This window comes from Pseudoalteromonas sp. SR45-1 (assembly GCF_014163655.1).
Lineage (GTDB): Bacteria > Pseudomonadota > Gammaproteobacteria > Enterobacterales > Alteromonadaceae > Pseudoalteromonas > Pseudoalteromonas distincta.
Genome location: NZ_JACJDR010000027.1, coordinates 1 through 18911 on the forward strand (window position 1 = coordinate 1; position 18911 = coordinate 18911).

Here is an 18911-nt window from a genome sequence, read left to right on the forward strand (position 1 = left end):
TTGCTTAGCTTTAGCACGCTCTTTTTGCTCAATGGCACGTGCTTTTTTAGCTTCTGCCTCGGCTTGCGCTTTTTCTTTCTCTTTAGCTTTACGCTCTTGCTCTAGCTTTTTAATATTACGTGCTTCTGATTCACGTTGCTTGCGTGCATTGGCCGCTCTGCGTTCTAAATCACGGATACGTTTATCTTCAGCACTTTTTTTATCTTTTTCTTTCTTTTGAAGTTCAGCAATTTTTTGCTCAACTTGTTTTTGATCAACTGTAACGGCTGATACCGCTTTATCTGGCGTAGGTATAGCCGAATTAAGCGTTACTTCCATTACTTTAGGTGTTGGCGGATGAATATTTGCAGAAGCATACAAAAATCCACCAATCCCTAAATGAAGTACTATTGATTTTACTACTGAACTATTCATACAGCTACTTCCCCTCAAAGGATTCAGTCATTAATCCTACTGATGGTACGCCTGCATTTTTCAAAAAATCCATTAGTAATAATACTTCTTGATACGACACCTTACCCGAGCCTTTAATCATTACCGGCACGTCAGGGTTTTTCATTAGCTGTAATTTTATAACCGCAGCCACATCAAGTGCTTCCATAGGCTCTTCTGGATCAGTACCTACACTCACGTAATATTTACCTTGTGCATCTATTGAGGCAATAATAGGCGGAGTATCTTTAGTATCAACTAAATCAGACTCTTCCATTTTAGGTAAATCAACTTTTACACCATGCGTAATAAGCGGTGCTGTAGCCATAAATATTATAAGTAGTACCAACATTACATCAATGTAAGGTACTACATTAATCTCTGCGACCGGACGGCGCTTTTTACGCTGATACATTCGCTTGTGCCTCTATTTGTGTAGCTGCTTGACGGTGTAAAATATTAGCAAACTCTTCCATAAAGTTAATATAGTGAGACTCAAGCTTTTCAACACTGTTTGAAAAACGGTTATAAGCAATAACAGCAGGGATCGCCGCAAATAAACCCATAGCAGTCGCAATAAGTGCCTCTGCAATACCTGGTGCTACCATTTGTAATGTAGCTTGCTTAACTTCACCTAGTGCAATAAAGGCATTCATTATACCCCACACTGTACCGAACAAACCGATGTACGGACTTATAGAACCTACTGTTGCTAAAAACGATAGACTAGATTCCATTTTCTCAATTTCACGAGAAAGCGCAACACGCATAGAGCGGTGCGTTCCTTCCATAACAATACTCGCACTTTGAAATGTATTCTTTTTATGACGAGCAAACTCTTTAAAGCCCGAAGTAAACAAAGCTTCAATGCCTTGAGACTGACCGCTGCGTGACGATATCTCGTTATATAATTTGCTTAAATCAATACCCGACCAAAACTTTTGCTCAAATTTCTTAGCATTTATTAGCGCATCCGATATTGCTTTTTTACGTTGAAATATAATTGTCCACGACATTACAGACATGGCAACTAGCCCTAACATTACTAATTGAACAAGCAAACTTGCTTCTAAAATTAGATCTAAAAAATTAAGCCCTGATCCCACGTTAAACTCCTAAATAATTTCAAAATACGGCAAATTGGTTAATTTGTGTAAATATGACCGTTTACACGGCCAAAAGTTGCATCTAGTGTATCTAGTCCATTTCAAGCTGACAACGGTATTGCTATGAATAGGCAACAAAAAACGTTAAAAAACAGCTTTAGTTGGCATTTCCCTTTGCCTCAGTATTTTATTTAAACTTTTAAACAAACTCGCTAACTATAAATATGCGTAAATATATACATGAAACGTCATAAAATGCGCCGTTTATTCAAAATAAGAGCATAAACACTCAAAACCTATAAGCCTCACCTGCACGTAATAGTAAAACTAATACCGAGCTATAACGAAATAAATTACTTAAGTTATAAATTTCATAAACTTATAAATTTAACGATTAATTAACGCACAAGATTCAAACAACAATAAAATTCACTAAATTAGTTTTTCTAATCTGAAAATACAAATTTTCTAGTTTGAACAAAAAAGTAAACTTACGTATTATTCTCCCATACCGAGCTAGCGCACTGAATGAGATAGTTTCATTAAGCCAAGTTCTTAGTAATAGGATATTTTATCGTATTACATTGTTTTACTCTTTCTGGATAAAACCAAATTTAGTAAAACGTAGTTCCCCTGGATTACTTCCTTCAACTTGTTGTTTGCCCGCATTTTTTGCGGGCTTTTTTTTGCCTGCAATTTAGCGCGCTACATATTTTATTTATAAACTAATAATTGCCCTACCTAATTTACAATAAGTAATTCGCTTACTAGTTTGAATGGTACGCAGGATAGCCTCGCGAGTCTTAACGCCCTGTGAATTAACAGTTAACTATAAAGCGTATTTGTATTTTGAAATAACATTTGCAACAGTGTGTTGAGGTTTTGGGTATAATAATTTGAAACAAAGGGATACTGAAACAATTACCTGCTGCGCAATAAACCACAGCAAGTAAAGTATATAGGCTAGTCTTTTTTAGGAAGTAAACCAAAGTGATGGTATGCACTGTCAGACACTATGCGCCCACGTGGTGTACGTTGAATAAATCCTTGCTGGATTAAAAATGGCTCTATTACATCTTCTATTGTTTCGCGCTCTTCGCCAATAGCAGCCGCTACATTGTCGAGCCCGACAGGGCCGCCCATAAATTTTTCGATTATGGCGAGTAAATATTTGCGGTCCATATAATCAAAACCACTTTTATCTACGTCAATCATATCAAGGGCTTGCTTAGCTACATCGGCGTTTACTGTACCGTCAGATTTTACTTGAGTGTAATCGCGTACACGGCGTAATAAGCGGTTTGCAATACGTGGTGTGCCGCGTGAGCGCTGGGCAATTTCGGTAGCGCCATCGTCACACATTTCTAAACCAAGATAATGTGCAGAGCGCCCTACTATGTGCGACAAATCTTCTACAGAATAAAACTCTAATCGCTGCACAATTCCAAAACGGTCACGCAGTGGCGATGTAAGCGAGCCTGCTCGTGTGGTTGCACCAATGAGTGTAAATGCAGGTAAGTCTAATTTAATAGAACGCGCAGCTGGGCCTTCACCAATCATTATATCAAGCTGGTAGTCTTCCATTGCGGGATACAGTATCTCTTCAACTTGCGGGCTTAGCCTGTGTATTTCATCGATAAACAGTACGTCGCCCTCTTCTAAATTAGTAAGTAGAGCAGCTAAATCGCCTGCTTTTTCAAGTACAGGGCCTGATGTTGTTTTAATACTTACGTGTAACTCATTGGCTACAATATTTGCAAGCGTGGTTTTACCAAGCCCAGGTGGGCCAAATATTAATAAATGATCAAGCGCTTCACCACGGGTTCGGGCAGCTTCAATAAAAATTTCCATTTGCTGCTTAACATGAGGCTGGCCTCTGTAGTCGGCTAAAAGTTTTGGTCTTATTGCACGATCTATAGAGTCTTCATTTGTTTTTTCAGTCGCATCAATTAAGCGATCCGCTTCAATCATGGGTTACTCACAACATAGATTTTAAAGATTCTCTAATAAGAACCTCAGTAGACATATCGGGTTTACTTATCGATTTTACTGCTTTTTGAGCTTGTGGCAATTTATAACCTAATGCAAGCAGTGCCGATACGGCATCATCCGCTGCATTATTAGCAATTGTCGCATCGCTCATTGGCTCTATTACTGCGCTGTCGCTAAATGGCGTAAATAAATCATTGCCCCAATCTTTTAGTCTGTCTTTCATTTCGAGTACTAAACGCTCGGCTGTTTTTTTACCTACACCGGGTAATTTAACAAGCGATGTTGAGTCTTCGTTATTTACACAACTTACAAATTGTTTTGCCGACATGCCCGATAAAATAGCTAAGCCAAGTTTTGGCCCTACGCCATTTGCTTTTAATAGCTCTCTAAACAAGGCACGTTCAACTTTATTATTAAAACCAAATAATAGTTGAGCATCTTCACGCACTACAAAGTGAGTGTAAACAATCGCATTTTCACCAATTTTTGGTAAATCGTAAAAACAGGTCATCGGCATTTGTACTTCGTAACCTACACCACTTACTTCGAGTAATATTTCTGGTGGCTGTTTTTCGACTAAAATACCATTTAAGCGGCCTATCATAATTATTTCCTTAAACGTCCTCTAACGGTTTTGCTTGCGCTGCCCGCTAGTTTAATTAAATTTTGTTCTGAGTGGGCGTGGCAAATCGCAATAGCGAGTGCATCAGCTGCATCGGCCTGTGGCGTACCGGGTAGTTTTAAAATATTTTTTACCATGTGTTGCACTTGTGTTTTATCTGCGCCACCGTTGCCTACTACTGCTTGCTTAATTTGCCTAGCTGAGTATTCAAATACGGGTAAGTCGGCCATTGCAGCGCCAACAATCGCAGCGCCTCTAGCTTGGCCTAGTTTTAAAGCTGAATCGGGGTTGTGCGCCATAAATACTTTTTCAATGGCAAAGGTTTCTGGCGAAAACTGCTCAATAAGCTGTGTAATGCCTTGATAGATCATTTTAAGCCTAACCGGAAAAGGATGATCGGCTAACTTAATACAGCCACTGCCTAAGTATGTAAATTTAGAACCTTGATGGGCAACAACACCATATCCGGTCAAACGTGAACCAGGATCGATCCCTAAAATGATGGCCAAACAGCGCTCCATTGTTATTATTTTTAAATTACGCTAATAATGCCAGAGCACTGTATAAATTACCAGTACAAAGAAAAACAAAAATGCCCACGTACTAGGTGGGCATTTACAGGAGCATGTTAGTTTAAGCTTACCCTAGGGCACGCACTAATCCTTGGGTATTTTGTTTAAGTGTTCGGGCAATCATTAAATAGCCTAAACCAGCCACAAATACGCCGCCAGCTACCGGACCTATAATCCATATATGTGGGTGTAACTTACCTGCTAAATCAAACATTTGTTGCTGCACAATCAAAAGCGCTATATCACTAAAAAATGCAGCCACTAAACCAGCTAAACCGCCTAGTAATAAAAACTCATACAGGGTCGCGTTTTTAATTAATCGGCTTTTAGCCCCAAGCGTTCGCAGTATTACAATTTCTTGCATACGCTCACCTAAACTAGCTTGCACTTGCGATATAAGTACAAGCGCGCCACACAGCACAACAATTGCAAGTACAAAGCCAATGGCGAGCGATACTTGCGAAATAGTAGTTTGTATTTGCTTAACAAAGTTATCAATATCAATGGCTGTAATAGTAGGGTAAGTACGTAATAACTGGCTAAAGTCACGTTTTTGATCTGGATTTATACGTACCGACGAAATATATGTTGCGGGAAAATCTGCAAGTACATCAGGGCTTAAAATAATAAAAAAGTTAGGTTTAAGCGTGGCCCAATTTACTTTGCGCACACTGGTGATTTTAGCGTCGAACGACTGCGAACCAATTAAAAATGTAAGCGTATCGCCTATCTCAACATCTAAACGCTCAAGCATCGACTCCTCTACTGAAGCCTCAGCCATCGCATTTTCACCAAACCACGTGCCTTGTGTTACTTCATTTTGGTCAGGCACATCTTTAAGCCATGTAAGATTTAGCTCACGACCAATACCTGCACGTGCTTCTTCGTCTTTTTTCTCGTTGTCTTGCAGCGATACAGAGCGCGCTACCAACTCGCCGTTCACAGCATTTACGCGCCCACGAATAGTTGGATAAAACTCTGATACTTGAATATCTTTTTGTGCTAAATATTCATTAATTGGCTCAAGCTCATTTTGCGTAATATTAACTAAAAACGCATTAGGCGCGTCGCTTGGAAGTTGCGACTGCCAATCAGATATCATGTCGTTTTTAAGTACCACTAAAAACAGCAGTAATTTAATCGCTAACGAAAAACTAATTAACTGTACCGCGTTCACATTTGCACGCTTTTGGATAGATGCAATTGCAAGCGACCAACTATTACCTGGCTTTAATCCTAGCTTTCGACCACCACCAAATATTAATTTAGATACTAAAAACAGCACACCAATTAGCGCAAGTGTTGATATAAACAAAATAAGCGTTATTTTTATGTTGTTACTAAATAACCACATTAATAAAAACACGGTTAACGCACTCATACCTAAATGCACACGACTTACTGCCAACTTGTCGCCTAAGTTACGGCGCAGAACTCTAAGCGGTGGAATATCAAATAAATCAAATAATGGTTTAATAGAAAACATAACGGCACAAATTACGCCAGTGCTTATAGCCACCAGCCAAGGTTTAAAGCCACCTAAAGGCAGCTCTGTGCCCATACTTTTTGATAAGTAACTTGTTGCTATTTCTTGCAAGCCATAACCAATTAACAGCCCTATACTTACCGCCATTGCACATACAAGCAATAAATGAAGCATGTATATTTTGCGGATCATTGAGCGGCTACCGCCGAGCGTTTTCATCATCGCTACTGGGTCGTATTGGCGTTCACAATAACGTTTTGCTGAAACAGCTATAGCCACTGCGGCTAAAATAATACCTAATAGACCGGCTAGTAATAAAAAGCTCTCTGCGCGGTTTAAGCTGTTTGAAATGGGTGATTGGCGGTCTTTAACGCCATACCATTGTTGGTTTTCTTTCATTTGTGGTTTAAGCCACTCGTAAAAGCTATTTATGTCGGCCTCACTACCTGCATAAAGTTGGCGGTAATAAACTCGACTACCCGGCTGCACAACTTCAGTTTTTGCAACATCGTCAATATTAATAAGCACACGACGGCTACTTGAAAATACATTAAATGGCGCGTCTGGCTCTTCTACAATAACTTTTGAAACATTAAATAATGCCGCGCCAAGCTCTACTTGCGCGCCTATATCAATATTTAAACTGTAAAATACCGACTCACTTAGCCACACATTACCCGGCGTTGGCCCGCTATTAGCAACTTTAGTTTCACCGGTTAGGGTATCTTTAACTTTTAACTGCCCTTTTAGCGGGTACGCATTAGATGCCGCTTTTACTGAGCTAAACTGCATTTCATCATCGGCAAACAACATAGTGTCGAAATACACCATTTGCGCCGTTTTTAAATTTTGGCTCTGTGCTTGAGTAATAAAAGCGGTGTCCAGAACATGGTCGCTTGCAAGTACACGGTCTGCTGCAATAAAAGCACTGCTTTTTTGCGCAATACTTTGCCCTATTCGCTCAGTAACCATCGACAGTGTAAGCACGGTTAAAACAGCAAGGGCGATAGCTGCGCTTATAACCGTGAGCTCACCACGGCGAAATTCTCGCGAAAATAACTTAAGCGCTAACTTAACCCACATTAGCAACGTCCTCTACTTGGCTTTTTACCAGTAAACCCGCTTCTATTTGAATAATGTGCTCACATTTTTGTGCAAGCCCTTCATCGTGAGTTACCAAAATAAGCGTAGTACCGTGCTGAGTATTTAAATCAAATAATAAGGATTCAATCATTTTACCGTTTTTGCTGTCTAAATTAGCCGAAGGCTCATCAGCAAATAGTATTTTAGGTGTACCAATAAATGCTCGCGCAATAGCAACACGCTGCTGTTCACCGCCAGAGAGTTGTGACGGGTAATGATCAATTCGATGGCTCAAGCCTACTTTTTCAAGCAAAGCAATTGCTTGCTCTTTTGCATCACTTTCACCAGCGAGCTCTGCTGGTAGCATAACGTTTTCTAGTGCCGTTAAGCTTTGTACTAACATAAACGATTGAAACACAAATCCAATTTTAGCCGCGCGCAGTGCAGCACGCTCTTCTTCATCTAAATTGTGTAATGGTTCACCATCTAAAAATATTTCGCCGCTGCTTGCGGTATCCAGCCCCGCTAATAAACTGAGTAACGTTGATTTACCTGAGCCCGACGTGCCAACAATAGCAACAGACTCGCCATGCTTGACATTAAAGCTGATGTCGCTGAGGATGGGCAGCTCACCTTCAAAGGTAGAGACTACTTTAGACAAACCATTAACCTGAATTATATTTAATTGAGAAAGCGCTGACATATGACTCATTCAATCCTTCGTTTAGTATTCATTTTATTTTTAGTTATCAAACCGCTGAGCGCAGCAGCCGACAACACGATTTTAATACTCGGTGACAGTTTAAGCGCAGCCTACGGACTTCAACAAGAAGAAGGCTGGGTAAAATTGTTACAAGATAAATACGATGACGAACAAGCCGACATTGAACTTATCAACGCCAGTATTAGTGGCGAAACATCTGGTGGAGCCCTACGCCGTTTAGATGCATTGCTTGAGCAATACGAACCCACTCATGTACTTATTGAGCTAGGTGCTAATGACGGTTTACGTGGTTTCCCAGTTAAAAAAATGCAAACTAACTTAACGTCTCTTATTCAAAAAAGCCAAGCAGCTAATGCGATGACCGCCTTAATGGAGATTTACATTCCCCCTAATTACGGCCCGCGTTACAGTAATATGTTTACTGACACTTTTTCGCGCGTTAGCGAAGAGACAAATGCGCATTTAATGAACTTTTTTATGCTAGATATTGCCAGCCAATCTGATCTAATGCAAAACGATAGTTTACACCCTAACAAAAAAGCTCAGCCATTAATACGAGATGAGATGTATGACTCGATCAAAAAGTGGCTAAATAAAGACTAGCTAATTAATACACCGCAAGGGCGCCTTTTTAGGCCTCTTGCGTAATAAACACCCAAACAAACAATCGCTTATTGATTTTTAAAAAAATACACGTACTATTGCAAACAACGTCGGTATGTAGCGCAGCTTGGTAGCGCACTGTCATGGGGTGGCAGGGGTCGAGAGTTCGAATCTCTCCATACCGACCATTAATACCAATCCGCAATAATACTTAATCATTTTGCGGGGCTAAACGTGTCGCTACCTGTGTTAAAAAATTCTCATTTAGAACAACTAAATAGCGAATTTTTTGCCTAGCTATCAACACGTTTTTCCATCCTAAAAATAGATCACTTAATTAAGCGAATTGGTATAAACTCCCTCTATATCAATAAGTTAAACTTCTCTACAAAATATAGCCAAAATCCATCTGTTTTGATTCTACAATTTATCCGTGGCACTATCTTATTTATCTAAGCGCACTTAATAAAACTGAGTTTAGCTGGCTAGTTTTGTGGTTTTTGAGGGGGTTGTATTTAAATGTTATTACCTTGAAGTGGCCTTTGTGGAATCTATATGAAGGCATTTGATTTCAATTTATTGAAATTAAAATAAAAAAGCGCTCTAAGCGCTTTTTTATTAAAGTACTAGTGCTTGCGCCCTACACCATTACGTACCATGTCTTGCCCTGTTTGGAATACATCTTCTGTAATACCGCGCGCTAAAAGTAATTTTTGATTATCGTCAAACACGGCTACAAAACGACTACCATCACTATTGTTTGTTGCTATACCAACGCCCGAAACACCCTTAAGGCCAAGACCGCCGTTTTCTACATTTAATAAAAAGCTTTCTAATTCGGCTAGACTAGAAATTACATCATTTTCTTTATTCATTTTGACACTCTTTTAGTAAGGCTTTTAAATCATTATGGTGGCTATTTTATATAGAAGAGCCAAAAACTTAAACCCTTGGCTCAGGTTAGTCACTAAATCGACTTTATAGCTAACTCTAAATTGCTTAGCGCACAACCAAACTCTTTTGCATTGATGCGATGATACTGCGTGTCACTCGTTGCTGTAAGGCTAATTATAAACTCGTCTTGTTGGGCTACCGCACTTTGCTCTTGGCTTAAACACATAGCTTGAGTAAGTGAACGCAGTTTTGAATTTGTTAAAATTGAGCCAAAACGCTGCACTGGCAGTGGAGGTATTTTTATAGCGGGTAACGCTTCATCTATTGTGCGTGCGCTTAAGGTAAACGTGTTATTGGTAATTTCAATTACACTGCTTGTAGGCCAGTACGAATAGCTATAGCTCTTACTCTCAGGTTGGGCTTTACCTTGGTTAGCCAAATGCACTACACCACTTTTGCCTATTACGGTTATTAAACTACCTTCTGGCGATTTAATAACAACTAAGGCTGTATTTTCATCAATACCAAATCCATGTTGAATCTCTGTTTTAGTATTTTTCACTTCGTTTTTATTTAGCGTTGCTGCAAGCCTAAATGTACGGTTTTGTTCGCTAAATTGAATATCTAGTACACCAAAGTTAAAACTGCCCAGCCCACCAGCATTAGTGTTATTTTCACTTTTACGAAGTGCCTCAAGGCTTGTCGTATTTGTAAGCATGCCCGTCACTTTACTTTGGATTGCAGCACCGGCTCCTTCACCTACAATTACTGGGCGAGTTTGCAATGCTTGCGTCCACGGGTATGGGTTATTGTTTTGATCAAATAATACCTTATGAGTTAATGCTGCATTACCGCTATTAAACATCACACCGGTACTATTTTTAATAAGTGATACAAGTGCATTAGTGCCATTTTTACATAAAGCGTATTCGGCCTTTGTGCGATCGGGATAAATCACTTCACGGTTATACACATTCATTAATGTATTTCTAAGCGCTGGTAATTCATCGCACGAGTTACTCGTAATCGCTTTAGCAAGCGCTGGCGTTAATGCTAACCATTGAGTGTTTATATTTGATTGTGCCAAAAGACTTTGCGCTACATCTGACGACTCATAAGGGTCGCGGCTCGAAGCCGTAATAGCAAGCATGGTTGGTTTTGGGTTATTAACTTTTAAACTGCCCGACACAAATTGTAAAATATTATTAGTCGCAACCTCATTATTAAAATCGGTATTTACTTGCTCTTTTAAACGCTCACCGTTTTTATTAAGTAGCGGTACTTCTAGCATATCAAATACAAAGTTGTACTCTTGCTGAGTTAGACTTTCTAATTGCTGATTACTTATATCGCGCCACTGCCAGAGTAAATCTGTTTTTGATACGCTATTTGACGATTTACTTTGTATGGTTTTAAGTGTTTTTAATACAGCCGTTTTTGCCTCAACATTATTATTAGGCCAATGCTGTGCGATGGTTTTTATTTGAGAGCTGCTAAGTGTATATAAATTATGTGACTTACCATCAATAACAGCCTCTTTTTGGCAATTATTAAGCTTGGCGCTAGTACAGGTAGTAAGCTCTGACCCCACTAAAATTAAAGTTTGGCTTTGCTCTTGAGCCACTGCATTTATTGAAAAACCGGCACCGAACAATGCCACTACCATACCCAGTAACTTCGGCTGTTGATCACGTAAAAATGCACATATCATAATGTAAACTCTAATATAAATAATAAAACTAATGTGCTGTAGTTTAACAGCTAGCCACTTGCGCCTAAATATATTTTTATAAATGTTAAATAATTCAAGTCTCTGAAAAACGTTCGGGTTAAGCACTGCATTTAAATACATTGTTTAGTTTGCCCCTCTGTCTTTGTAAATATTATCTAAACAAATTTAAACGGAGCATTTATTGACCAATTTCATTGTTTAAATTACGGTGGTGAATTATTTTATGTAACTGGGGTGAAATATGGACTTTTCTAATGAAGAGATAAATTTTTTTGCTGAGTTATTTAAGCCCAATGCAAAGTCACATGCTCACAACAGTCACGTTTTAACGTTACAAAGTTCAGTACCAGCCAATATTGCTCACTTACTTAGTAGCGCTAATTTAACCCTGCTCGCAGAGGTTGCACACTATCAGTTATGGTTTCCGTTGGACTTGAAAATTGATAGCGCAGGTATAATCAAACCGATTTTAACCGCCCCCGAAGTAATAGACACACAAGGCACACTGCGCAGTTGGCGCTGGAGTGAGCTAAATATTAAAAGCCAAGGGTTTAAAATTGAATCAATATCAAACACGGGGATGTTTTTAAAACCCCTCAGAAAAGGTAACCATTTAAATAAATCGCAGCACATGGAATTTATTTTACCTAACAAACAAAGTATTTCGATGGAAATAGAACCCGTAAGGCAAAGCACGCAAGGTATAGCCGCTAAAATAACGCAAATTCATAGCGGTCAAGAGCAACTAAGAGCTTACCTATTTGAAGAACATAAGCGTCAACATGCTAAATTATACGAGAATGGCCAATTAGTTGAGCAGCTAATTTAATAGGTGTTTACCCCGCTATACTTGCATTTAGTTGGCTTTATTTAACCCCCTCTCAATGTTAATCTGTACCCTTATTAATAAATCATAAGGATATGACAATGCCAGGTGCTTTTGCGCACATCACTGCTGTTAATATTGCAACGCAAACCAAGTCACTCGCTAAAATGGATATGCCTAAAAAAGCAAAGCTTATTTTAAGCCAACGCCAAGCATACCTTGAACTAGGCTGTGTAGCCCCCGATTATCCTTACTTAGCTGTAGCGCAGCCTAGCCAAAATGCGTGGGCCGACCTAATGCACTATGAGCACACAGGCGATTTACTTAAAGCAATGATTGAATACTGTAAAACACTTGAAGGTGAAGCATTTGAAAAGTGTTTTTCCTGGTTATGCGGTTATATGGCCCATGTTGCTGCAGATATAACAGTGCATCCGGTTGTTGAATTAAAAGTAGGCCCTTACGCGCAAAACCAAACGGCGCACCGTACCTGCGAAATGAATCAAGACGCGTTTATTTGGCAACGTTTAAACTTAGGTGAGTTAGGTTATGCTGACCGCGTGCAACAAAATATTGGATCTTGTACTAACAAAGACGATAATTTTGATACCGATATTGCAAAAATTTGGCGACATGCTTTATTAACGGTTCACCCAAGCTACGCAGCACAACACGCTCCTAACTTTAATTCATGGCATAACGGTTTTCAGCTTGTAGTAAATAATGTTGAAGAAAGCTATCGATTATTTGCCTGTGCACGCCATGTTGCTGCTGATTTAGGCTTGTTTTATCCTCGCCCAAACGAAGTAGACCCCACTTTTATTGAACATCTAAAAACGCCGCACGAGCCTATGCATTACAACGATATTTTTGACTTTGCCGTTAGTAACATTCAGCACTACATAACCATTATTGCCAATGCCGTATTTTTAGATACTGATTACAGTGCAATTAAAAATTGGAACCTAGATACAGGCTACGATGAACACAACACGATGACGGTATGGAGCAAATAAAATGAAATACTTACTTTATATAAGCCTCATAGTATTACTTAGCGGTTGCTACACTCCTAAAAAAACAATCCAGAAGTGATGGCCGACTTAGCCTCACAATTAAAAGATATTGCTACAGCCGTTGATGGCACACTAAAATTTAGTGAAACATCCTATTCAACAACTGATGAGTTATTAAAAGCCGCTGTTAATAACGATTTAAGCAAACTTGCACCTTTTGGGGAATACACGCTTATTGTAAACGTACAAGATGATAACGCAGTGCTACTTTTATGTGATGCCAATACGGCTTTAATTGAAGATGCAGGCTGTACTGCTCAATCAGATATACAGCATTGGGGAGCAGGAGTTATTCATCAGTGCGAAATAACTATAAACGCCCAACAGCTCTGTAACTAGGTAATAAAATACCTGCTATACATTTAAAGTTGAGCCGTCATCTCTTTGGGGTTAAACACTAAGCCATGGCGGCTAACATGCTCTGCAAAATTTTCGGCTGACATTGGTTTCGCAAAGTAAAAGCCCTGAAATTCTTTACACCCCATTTGCGCCATTATTGCTACTTGCTCTTGGGTTTCTACTCCTTCGGCTACACACTTAATATCAAGCTCTTCACACATAACGTGCACCGCTTTAACTAAACTTTTTTGACGCGTAGAGCTTGTTACTTGGCTGATTAATGAGCGATCTAACTTGAGCTTGTTAATAGGGTAATCGGCAAGGCGTGCAATATTAGAATACCCCACTCCAAAATCATCAACCGAAATAGTAAAACCCCACGATTGCAGTGTTTGCATAAGCTTTAGCGAATGCGCTTGGTTTGCCTCAAGAGAGGTTTCAGTCAGTTCTAACTCTATTTGAGGTGGCTTTACGTTGAAGTCGGCAAGGTATTTAACCAGTTTTGACATAAAATCGGTTTGGCTAAAATCAATTAGAGATATATTTATTGCCACCGGCACACTCGGTAAACCCGCCTTAGTCCAATTGGAAATTTGAGCGCAGACTTTTTGAATAATCAGATCGGTTAACCTACTGACCATTCTGTATTCTTCGGCAATAGGAATAAATACCACTGGCGACACATTACCTAGTATAGGACTGTTCCAACGCGCTAAAGCTTCAAGCCCTATACATTTACCCGTTGCATCTACTTTAGGTTGATAGTGTACCGACAAATCGCCCTGCTGAAGCGCTTCATCTAATAACATCGAAATTTCGTATTTTTCGATAAAAGCTTGTGATTGTTTTTCGTTATAACCACTTAGAGGCATATTACAGTTTGCAACTTTAAGTGCTTCGCACGCATTGCTAAGTACTGTTGTGCTGTTTTTTCCGTGATCAGGATACTTTGCAAAACCAAATAAAAATGATTGCTGACACTTAGTGCCAAACACATTATAAGTTTTATCTAATGTATTTTTTATTTGCATTAATAGCTTATCTTCAAGCTCGTTTTGCGAGTTTGCGCCAATTATAAAAGCAAGCTTTCCTACTCCTATATGGGCACACAACAACGGCCCATCTGCCATCGCCTTTAAACGCTTGTACGCGTTAATAAGTAATGCTTGAGAGTCGGCTTTAGTGAGCTTTAAATTTAAGTATTCACTATTTGCACTTTGGGTAACAACGATAAAAAAACCTTTTTGGTATTTGCTTGTTAATCTGTCGCATTGCAGCTCAAACCATTCTCTATTAGGTAGTTTTGTTTGCGAGTCTCTAAAGCGTAAACGTTTATTTTCTTGTTCCATCATCGATAAATTTTGTTTAATGAGCTGTTCTTGCGTGCAATCGTAAAAGTCGTATACACGGTAGTTAGTACTCATTGCTATTTGTTGGTAGCAGGCTTTAAAATAGCTTTTTTTGTACTTCACAATTTTATTTTGAGCATTAGGGGCGTCAAAAACTAAAGTAGGAAATAAATGAGAAAGGTTAACGCATTCTTCTTTTAATTCTTTTTTTATACCAAACATATCAATAGCGTGTTGATTAAAATCAGTAATGACAAGATTTTCGTCAACAATAATTTTGGCTTTATTTGATTCGGTGAACAGGCTTCGATAAAGCTCATTTTTATCTTTAAGGTGTGTATTAGCGCTTATCATTGTTTTGTTTAAACGCTTAGCAGCCACAATTGTGCGTGCCACAGCAAGGGGAATACAAATGTTAAAAAATAAGAATATTAGCCCTGTAATGTATAAGCTGGCATCGGGAAGTTGCTGAGCAATGCCAGTTAAGCCCGATACATCAACGTTATTGATGATCATATAAAACGGTACAATATTTAATACGCCATAAGCAAGGGCTGTTCTATAACCAAGTAGCATAAGTGCGATTATTGGGCAGGAATACATATACATAGAGCCCACTTTAGCAAGCTCTAGGTCTGTTAAAAATAAGTTCATTGACACGCTAGCAGCTACAATGGCTATTAAAAGTACATGAGCGCTGAAGTGATAAAAACGCTTACTTGCTATAAGCAAACCGCATACAGTCGCAAAAAAACTGCTTGTTAATACAACAATATAAATTAAGTTAAACTCAATAGCGCTTGCGTACGTGTGGCACACCACAGCAAAACATAACACCATTACTAATGATAGGATAATGCGCAGTGCACTTACTCGCCAATTAGCAACCTGATCAGGGGCTGAATAGTGATCGTTTAATAAAAAGAACCTATTGAAAAAATGCATAATAAACAACAGTTAAAGCTCATTCTTCTATTAGACATTGATAACTTGTTAAAATCAATCAAATGAATATAATTTCTATTTACATTGTTCTATAAAATAGACAGGTGTAAACCTGCTCGTTAGCCATTAAACATTCATTTTTCGAGTGTTTTTACAGTTATCCTCTTTAAGCGCGAAACCACTGCACCCTAAAAATTCACCGTGCTTAGATTTACGTTTACGCATTTCGCGACCACACTTTTCACAAATTGGATGCTGCGTTTTACACTCTGTATTCACACATTGTGAATACGTGCTTTTATCAACTGATGGGCTACTACAGCTTTTACACACTCGTAGTTTAGTTTCGCAAATCTGCGTATTAGTACAGCTATAATAATCACCATACTGACCCGTTTTTGGCACAATTAATCCGTCGCTGCACGTATTACACTCTCTTTGCTTTAGTTGCGACTTGTTAAACAACGTGGAGCCGATTTGAATAGGATAATCGTCATTTACTAGTTCTTTTACAAACGCTGAGCATGCATAAGGGTCTGCAATTAAATACGCTTTATGTTTTGCGCGCGTAATACCTACATAAAGCAAACGCCTTTCTTCTGAGTGAGTGAATTCATCTTGCACTGGTAATAACGACTCCACCAGGACGTTATTTTGATTATCGCTAGGAAACCCTAATTTACCTTGTTCAAAACCAATAATAATACAGTAATCGGCTTCAAGCCCCTTAGCGCTATGCAATGTCCAAAAATAAAGAGGGTTTGTATGCTTTTTATCTTTTAAATGCTGCTGCACGCTATTTAACATGTATCGGTATCGACTAAGTATGGCAATGCTCGCTGATGCATCGTTTTTTTGAATAGTGCTTATGCTCTGCTGTACTTTTATTTCTATCGATTTAGTGCCTTGGTATAAATCGTCTAACAAAATAACTTGTGGTGTGGTTACTTGCGTATGTGTGCTGATCTGCTTTTTATATTGCTCAGGGTTTTGCATTACAAAGCGCCCCGCTACATCACTAATACTATTGTTATATCTAAATGTTTTTTGCAACATAGTAAGTGAGTGGCTGCCCACTAATTCATTAAAGCGTGTAGTAAGCGCTAAATTACCACCCGAGAACCGATAAATTGCTTGCCAGTCATCACCTACCGCAGTAAAGCGTATTCCTTTGCCATATTTTAATATGGCATTTAAAAAAACCATACGCGCACTTGATATATCTTGAAACTCATCAACTAAAATGTGGCTCCATGGAATATTAAAATCTCCGCTTACTATCGCCTTTGTTGCTTGAATAATCATGTCGTCAAAATCAATGGCATTTTGCGTGCTTAGTTCATTTATATAAGCGTCATGAATTTGCACTAACAAGTTTGCATATTGTTGATAGTTTTTAATACCACTTTGCTTGATGCGCTGCGCTATTTGCTTATTACTTAGTTGCTCCACTCGAATAGCTTGTAAGCATTTTATGTACTTATCAATGCCTTGCTGTAACTGTCCTGAGTTATTTAAAGTATGAAATATTTCGTCGTTACTTAAAGGTGTTAATTCAACATTATGCTGCTTTAATTGTTTAGCGAGAGTTTGCTCTAGCTTTCCTTCTACCCAGTTGTAATGAAAGGTTTCGAGTAAAGTGGTGCCATTTTGTTTATGTAACTTACGCTTAAATGCAATTTGCTCGTTATAGTGTTTTTTATCTATATCGGCACGAGTATTCCCTTGCCTATCAATGCCAAAGTGCTCTAAGTAAATATCGTATTGAGGTATATAAAAGTCTGGTTGGTATTGCCCACTTAGCTCTACGCCTTGATTAAAGTGATAATTCACCTCATAACTGTGCGCCACGCAATTCAAATGTAGCCAGTTTGAAATAAGCACTTCCTGATAACTTTTTACTTTATGACCCGCAAGGCTACGGTATTCGTTATCGCGTACGTACCGCTCGTACTGTGCATTATCTTTAAAGCTAAATATATCAATCGGCTCATGGAGTAAATCTACAAATGCTTTTAAAAACTGTGGCTCGGTTTGTATTTTTTTACTTACCCACCCAGTTAACCAACTATTTAATTGAACTGGGTCGGTTGCAAATTTTGACAATTCGATTGGCTTTTTAGCACTTTGTAATAATTTAAGCCCAAGCGCATGAAACGTTAAAATAGTGGGTGCTTTGGTATGCAATTTTGCATACGTGGCGCGTTTAATAAAGCGCTCTTTAAGCTCATTTGCTGCTGTTTTATTATAGGCCAGCACCAAAATTTGCTCAGGCTTGGCAATATCACACGCTATTAGATCTAACGATTTTGCGACCATCACAGATGTTTTACCTGTGCCTGCTGCCGCTAATACTAGGTTTTTATCGTTATCGCGTATAACCGCTAAGCGCTGCTCTGTTGTTAATGGATTTGACTCTACTTGATTAAAAAAGTCATTTTTAAGAGTTAGCTGTTTTTTTTCATATTTATGGCGCAGCTGTGCGATTGCATCGTGAGTATTGGGTGTGGAGCTCAGTATATTTAAAAATTTAATACTGCTTGGCGATAAGTGTTGTTGCCATGTATTTGTACTTTGAGCGTATTGTTTAGCAAATAAAAACACCTCCTTATTAAGTATTTTTATGGAACTATCACGTAAAAACTCATCTAAAGCATAACGCTTTAGCAAAGCCTTGGCGTTATTTACTTTTTGCTCAAGCATGGCTGAAAATTGCGTATTAAGGGCGGTATTTAAAGACTTAGCTTGTGCTTTGTTTAAAAAGCTAATTGATGTATTGCTACTATCGCACAAATTAATTTTGGCGCTAAATAAACGATTTTTAAGTATTGAGTAATTATCAAAGTCTTTAATTAAAAATGTCCGTGCGGGAGCACTTCTAAAATGCACAACAAGGCGCTCTTGTTCAATAGTTACGTGTTTAATACGGGTAAAAAAACGGCCTAGCCAACTTGGAGTAGCAATATACTGCGCCATAATACTCAATATGAAGATATGCTTTGGCTTGATTGTAACATACTCTTTTATATTACATTTAACGCTAAATAGTAGTCATTTATCAAGCAACCTCTTAGCAGGGTGACTTTTAAAACTTAATGTTATCATTTTACTCACAACCATTAACAATTTT

16 protein-coding genes and 1 tRNA gene are annotated in these 18911 nt (G+C 38.6%); 5 read left to right on the top strand and 12 right to left on the bottom strand.

What is annotated here, in order from left to right; translation table 11 throughout:
- The 8 genes from tolA to H5089_RS19485 form a co-directional block, all read right to left on the bottom strand.
- Positions 1–414 (bottom strand): cell envelope integrity protein TolA (gene tolA / locus H5089_RS19450; RefSeq protein WP_182712914.1); only part of this gene is annotated, 414 nt, incomplete at its 3' end.
- Between the two features lie 4 nt (positions 415–418).
- Complete coding sequence (gene tolR / locus H5089_RS19455; protein ID WP_002960641.1) at positions 419–847, bottom strand: protein TolR; 429 nt, start codon at positions 845–847, stop codon at positions 419–421.
- Positions 834–1538 (bottom strand): protein TolQ, encoded by a 705-nt coding sequence (gene tolQ / locus H5089_RS19460; protein ID WP_002960643.1) that lies wholly within the window; start codon positions 1536–1538, stop codon positions 834–836. Before tolQ ends, tolR begins: the two co-directional genes overlap by 14 nt.
- Positions 1539–2501: 963 nt before the next feature.
- Entirely contained in the window at positions 2502–3509 is a 1008-nt protein-coding gene (ruvB, locus tag H5089_RS19465; protein ID WP_002960645.1) for a Holliday junction branch migration DNA helicase RuvB, read from the bottom strand.
- Between the two features lie 7 nt (positions 3510–3516).
- Positions 3517–4134, bottom strand: a complete 618-nt coding sequence (ruvA, locus tag H5089_RS19470; RefSeq protein WP_002960647.1) for a Holliday junction branch migration protein RuvA — start codon at positions 4132–4134, stop codon at positions 3517–3519.
- Positions 4135–4136: 2 nt separating this feature from the next.
- Positions 4137–4661 (bottom strand): crossover junction endodeoxyribonuclease RuvC, encoded by a 525-nt coding sequence (ruvC, locus tag H5089_RS19475; protein WP_002960649.1) that lies wholly within the window; start codon positions 4659–4661, stop codon positions 4137–4139.
- Between the two features lie 130 nt (positions 4662–4791).
- Complete coding sequence (locus tag H5089_RS19480) at positions 4792–7293, bottom strand: ABC transporter permease (RefSeq protein WP_002960651.1); 2502 nt, start codon at positions 7291–7293, stop codon at positions 4792–4794.
- Positions 7283–7996, bottom strand: a complete 714-nt coding sequence (locus H5089_RS19485; RefSeq protein WP_008137049.1) for an ABC transporter ATP-binding protein — start codon at positions 7994–7996, stop codon at positions 7283–7285. Before H5089_RS19485 ends, H5089_RS19480 begins: the two co-directional genes overlap by 11 nt.
- Here H5089_RS19485 and H5089_RS19490 point away from each other — a divergent pair, their 5' ends adjacent.
- Both H5089_RS19490 and H5089_RS19495 read left to right on the top strand, forming a co-directional pair.
- Positions 7997–8620 carry an arylesterase gene (locus H5089_RS19490; protein ID WP_182712915.1) on the top strand — a complete coding sequence of 208 codons (624 nt, stop codon included), beginning with the start codon at positions 7997–7999 and terminating at the stop codon, positions 8618–8620.
- 111 nt (positions 8621–8731) lie between these two features.
- A tRNA-Pro gene (locus H5089_RS19495) sits at positions 8732–8808 on the top strand.
- Between the two features lie 438 nt (positions 8809–9246).
- On the opposite strand, the gene H5089_RS19500 is transcribed toward H5089_RS19495, so the two are convergent.
- Together H5089_RS19500 and H5089_RS19505 are read right to left on the bottom strand one after the other, a co-directional pair.
- Positions 9247–9495: a hypothetical protein gene (locus H5089_RS19500; protein WP_182712916.1), complete on the bottom strand. Its 249-nt coding sequence runs from the start codon at positions 9493–9495 to the stop codon at positions 9247–9249.
- A gap of 92 nt (positions 9496–9587) precedes the next feature.
- Complete coding sequence (locus H5089_RS19505) at positions 9588–11225, bottom strand: cyanophycinase (RefSeq protein WP_182712917.1); 1638 nt, start codon at positions 11223–11225, stop codon at positions 9588–9590.
- 262 nt (positions 11226–11487) lie between these two features.
- Between H5089_RS19505 and H5089_RS19510 the strand changes: the two genes are divergently transcribed.
- The 3 genes from H5089_RS19510 (at position 11488) to H5089_RS19520 (ending at position 13487) form a co-directional block, all read left to right on the top strand.
- Positions 11488–12075: a hypothetical protein gene (locus tag H5089_RS19510; protein ID WP_182712918.1), complete on the top strand. Its 588-nt coding sequence runs from the start codon at positions 11488–11490 to the stop codon at positions 12073–12075.
- 98 nt (positions 12076–12173) lie between these two features.
- The gene (locus H5089_RS19515) at positions 12174–13088 is read left to right on the top strand and encodes a zinc dependent phospholipase C family protein (RefSeq protein ID WP_182712919.1); all 915 of its coding nucleotides are present in this window, start codon (positions 12174–12176) and stop codon (positions 13086–13088) included.
- 78 nt (positions 13089–13166) lie between these two features.
- Complete coding sequence (locus H5089_RS19520) at positions 13167–13487, top strand: hypothetical protein (RefSeq protein WP_259396092.1); 321 nt, start codon at positions 13167–13169, stop codon at positions 13485–13487.
- 23 nt (positions 13488–13510) lie between these two features.
- On the opposite strand, the gene H5089_RS19525 is transcribed toward H5089_RS19520, so the two are convergent.
- Positions 13511–15781, bottom strand: a complete 2271-nt coding sequence (locus H5089_RS19525; RefSeq protein ID WP_182712920.1) for an EAL domain-containing protein — start codon at positions 15779–15781, stop codon at positions 13511–13513.
- A gap of 126 nt (positions 15782–15907) precedes the next feature.
- Positions 15908–18757 (bottom strand): UvrD-helicase domain-containing protein, encoded by a 2850-nt coding sequence (locus H5089_RS19530; RefSeq protein ID WP_182712921.1) that lies wholly within the window; start codon positions 18755–18757, stop codon positions 15908–15910.
- Positions 18758–18911: the final 154 nt, after the last annotated feature.